Here is a 3,744-nt window from a genome sequence, read left to right on the forward strand (position 1 = left end):
GCTGACACGCGAGGCAACGCTTGCCGAGCATCTGACCGAACAGATGCATATGGCACTGAAGACGCCCGGCGACCGCATGATCGGTGCCTATCTGATCGATCAGGTGGATGAGGCAGGCTACATGACGGCGGACCTTGCCGATGTGGCCGATCGGCTTGGCACGGATATCGAAGATGTTGAAGCGGTCCTCCGTGTACTGCAGACATTTGATCCGGCCGGCGTTTGCGCGCGCAACCTCAAGGAATGTCTTGCGCTGCAACTCGCCGAGCGCGATCGCCTTGATCCGACGATGCAGATTTTCCTCGACCATCTGGAACTCTTTGCGAAGCGCGACTTCGATCAGCTGATGAAGCTGACCGGCGCGGACCGCGAGGACATTGCCTCGATGATCGATGATATCCGCCTCTGCAACCCGAAGCCCGGGCTCGCCTTTGGCAGCGAGCCTGTCGTGCCTGTGGTGCCGGATGTTTTCGTGCGGGCGAAGGCTGACGGAAGCTGGGCTGTCGAAATCAATTCTGAAACACTGCCGCGCGTGCTGGTGAACCAGCAATATCACGCGGAAGTTTCCCGCCTTTCAGCCGATGCCAATGCGAAGGCCTATATTTCCGAATGTCTGAACAATGCGAACTGGCTGGTGAAAAGCCTCGACCAGCGCGCCCGCACCATTCTGAAAGTCGCCTCCGAAATCGTACGCCAGCAGGACGCGTTCCTCGTTTATGGCGTCCAGCATCTGAAACCGCTCAACCTCAAGACGATTGCAGATGCGATCTCCATGCATGAATCGACCGTCTCGCGCGTGACGGCAAACAAATACATCGCGACGCCGCGCGGCATTTTCGAGATGAAATATTTCTTCACCTCGGCCATCGCTTCTTCCGCAGGCGGAGAAGCACATTCGGCAGAAGCGGTGCGCCACCGCATCAGGGATCTGATTGATCAGGAACGGCCGGACGCGATTCTTTCCGATGACAATATCGTCGATATTCTGAAGAAGCAGGGTGTCGATATTGCGCGGCGCACGGTCGCCAAGTATCGGGAAGCAATGAACATTCCCTCTTCCGTACAGCGTCGCCGCGAAAAACGGGCCTATGCGTGAACTGGCCGTCAGGCCCTTGCCGACGCTGCTCTCCACCCCATATACTACTGAATAATAAGGGTTTTTCGTCTCAGGCCAGTGCCTTGTTGACACCTATGTTGCTGCCCACTAGTTTCCACGCGCTCAAAAGGACGGGGTCGATCTTACCCTGTGATCCGGGGAGCGGGTCGAGCCGCAGAGGCGGTAGAAGCGACGGTAAGTTCAACAGCTCCGATGACGACAGCGAAAGGCGCAGGCCGTCGGTAGCGAAGGGTTTTCCGGCAGGATGGGCGGACTTCTCCGTTTCATTCCTCGGTTGGCGTAATGACCCCAGGAAGGTCTTTCATGCAAGTTCAGGTTAGCGGCCATCATCTCGACGTTGGAGATGCGCTCCGTACCCATGCGACCGAGCAGCTTCGTGCTTCGGTTAACAAATATTTCGACCGGCCCGTGGACGGGACGGTCACATTCAGCAAGCAGGCGCATGAGTTCCGCGCAGATTGCTCGGTGCATCTCAGCTCCGGCTTTCTGGTAAATGCGCAAGGGACAGCGACTGAGGTCTATGCCGCTCTGGATGTGGCGCTTGAACGACTCGAAAAGCGCTTGCGCCGCTACAAGCGGCGGCTGAAGAGCCACTCCAATCACAACAAGCCAGTGCTTCCGGCAGAATCCTACCCGTCATTCATCATCGACGCGGGGGATGAGCAGGAAGAGGTTGCGGAAGATGCACAGCCCGTCATCATCGCGGAAGGCACCACAGAGATTCCCGTTCTCAGCGTGGGTGATGCCGTGATGAAGATGGATCTGGGTGACGCGGCCTTCGTTATATTCCGCAATGGCGCGGCAGGCGGGATCAACCTCGTCTATCGCCGCCCTGACGGGAATATCGGCTGGATCGATACGAGCCGTGATGCTCAAAAGGCTTGAAAAACGGAAGGCGAGGTTTGCCTTTGCGCCCGCAATGAGCGCATCGGCTGGCACCGTACGGGTTGTCACAGCGGAACGAAATCTGCATGTGGCGGTGGGGCAAGACAGGAACCGGATTATGGAGCTTGAAGATCTGGTGAAGCCTGAGGGCGTAATCGCCCATTTGAAGGTCACCAGCAAGAAGCAGGCGTTGCAGGAGCTATCCGCACGCGCGGCACAACTGACAGGCCTTTCCGAACGGGCGGTTTTCGAGACGCTGCTGGAGCGCGAGCGTCTTGGTTCCACCGGCGTGGGCCAGGGCATTGCCATTCCGCATGGCAAGCTTGCGGAAATTGATCGCTTGTACGGGCTGTTTGCGCGGCTCGACACGCCCATCGATTTCGAATCGGTGGATGACCAGCCGGTCGATCTGATTTTCCTTCTGCTTGCGCCGGAAACGGCGGGCGCTGACCATTTGAAGGCGCTGGCGCGCATCTCGCGCCTGCTGCGGAACCCCGCCATTGTGGAGAAGCTGCGCGCCTCCCAGGACGCCGCAGCCCTCTTTGCGATCCTTACAGAACCGGCCGCAACCAACGCCGTCTGATACCCACGTTCCAGACGTGAAAAAGCCCTGCGTCTTTCAAAGCGCAGGGCTTTTCTTTTCATGCGGGTAGCTTCCCCGCGTCAGTGGACGCTGAGCGGCTCCAGATCATACTGGCGCGCGCCTGCAAAGGCCGCATCGCGATTGTCGAGAATGGCCATGCGCTGACCATTTGCGGCGTGCACTGCAAAGAGGCGCGTGTCTGACGGAATGCCGAGTTCCGTGCCAAGCTCGCTCTCGACCTCGCTCGCAAGCACTTCGCGCACATAGACGATGCGCGGCATGCCCACAGTGGCGAAATTTTCCGGTGTCAGCTTGCGGAAGTCCTGCACACCCCAACCGGAATTGTTCTTTTCATTGCTGGGATCGAATTCAGTATCGTTCTGCATTTGCTGCTCCTTTCACACCCCTTCCTGATACGAAGGCAAGAGGGTTGTTCCGTCGCTCACGGGCACCTTCGCACCGTGGCGCGGTGAGGCTGGCTAACGCCCCGCCTCCTTGATATCGATCCGGCGCGTTTTCCGTTCCGGTTCCGGCTTTTCGAGATCGATAGCCAGTAAACCGTTTTCAAGAGTTGCGCCGCGTACTTCCATTCCGTCTGCCAGCACAAAAGAGCGCTGGAACTGACGGGCGGCGATGCCGCGATGAAGGAAGCTGCGCTCGCCCTCATCCTTTTGATTGCCACGGATAACGAGCTGGTTGTCCTCGACAGTGACGCTCAGTTCATCACGGGAGAACCCGGCAACGGCCAGTGTGATCCGGAGCGCTTCGCCTGCTTCAGCAGGGAGCTGCTCGACATTGTAGGGCGGGTAGCCATCCGAGGCCTTCGTCGCCCTGTCCAGCAGCCGCTCCAATTCGTCAAAGCCCAGCAGAAAGGGGCTATTGAACTGCATCACACGCGCCATTTTCCAAAGTCCCGTAAATCCAAGCGACTTTGCCCATGCGGCCCCTGAAGGCACCGCGTCAGAAGGAATGTGGGGATTGGTGCCGCCGGATGCAAGCACCTGAACTTATGGGAAACAGGCGCGACCAAAGCGCCCCATTCCGTCCGCAAGGGTTGAAACCTGTGTCTTGCGGTCGACATGTAGGAGATAGGCGTTCCCTCGCCCCCGAAAATCAAAAATCAAAATCAATGATCAGAAAGGACCACGCCATGCTGGAA

The 3,744-nt window shown here is 58.3% G+C and carries 5 protein-coding genes; 3 read left to right on the forward strand and 2 right to left on the reverse strand.

The features are described 5' to 3' along the window. The 3 genes from rpoN to ptsN form a co-directional block, all read left to right on the forward strand. Window positions 1-1,096 (forward strand): RNA polymerase factor sigma-54 (gene rpoN / locus WBF74_RS00620; protein ID WP_424433801.1); only part of this gene is annotated, 1,096 nt, incomplete at its 5' end. Between the two features lie 324 nt (window positions 1,097-1,420). Continuing rightward, window positions 1,421-2,002: a ribosome hibernation-promoting factor, HPF/YfiA family gene (hpf, locus tag WBF74_RS00625; RefSeq protein WP_424433803.1), complete on the forward strand. Its 582-nt coding sequence runs from the start codon at window positions 1,421-1,423 to the stop codon at window positions 2,000-2,002. 118 nt (window positions 2,003-2,120) lie between these two features. Beyond that, a complete protein-coding gene (gene ptsN, locus WBF74_RS00630; RefSeq protein ID WP_424433805.1) occupies window positions 2,121-2,585 on the forward strand; it encodes a PTS IIA-like nitrogen regulatory protein PtsN in 465 nt (154 codons plus the stop codon). Between the two features lie 80 nt (window positions 2,586-2,665). On the opposite strand, the gene WBF74_RS00635 is transcribed toward ptsN, so the two are convergent. Both WBF74_RS00635 and WBF74_RS00640 read right to left on the reverse strand, forming a co-directional pair. Beyond that, complete coding sequence (locus WBF74_RS00635) at window positions 2,666-2,971, reverse strand: DUF1150 family protein (protein ID WP_424433807.1); 306 nt, start codon at window positions 2,969-2,971, stop codon at window positions 2,666-2,668. A gap of 93 nt (window positions 2,972-3,064) precedes the next feature. Continuing rightward, window positions 3,065-3,487 (reverse strand): Hsp20 family protein, encoded by a 423-nt coding sequence (locus tag WBF74_RS00640; protein ID WP_424433809.1) that lies wholly within the window; start codon window positions 3,485-3,487, stop codon window positions 3,065-3,067. Between the last annotated feature and the right edge of the window lie 257 nt (window positions 3,488-3,744).

The organism is Parvibaculum sp. (genome assembly GCF_049672805.1).
Taxonomy (GTDB): Bacteria; Pseudomonadota; Alphaproteobacteria; order Parvibaculales; family Parvibaculaceae; genus Parvibaculum.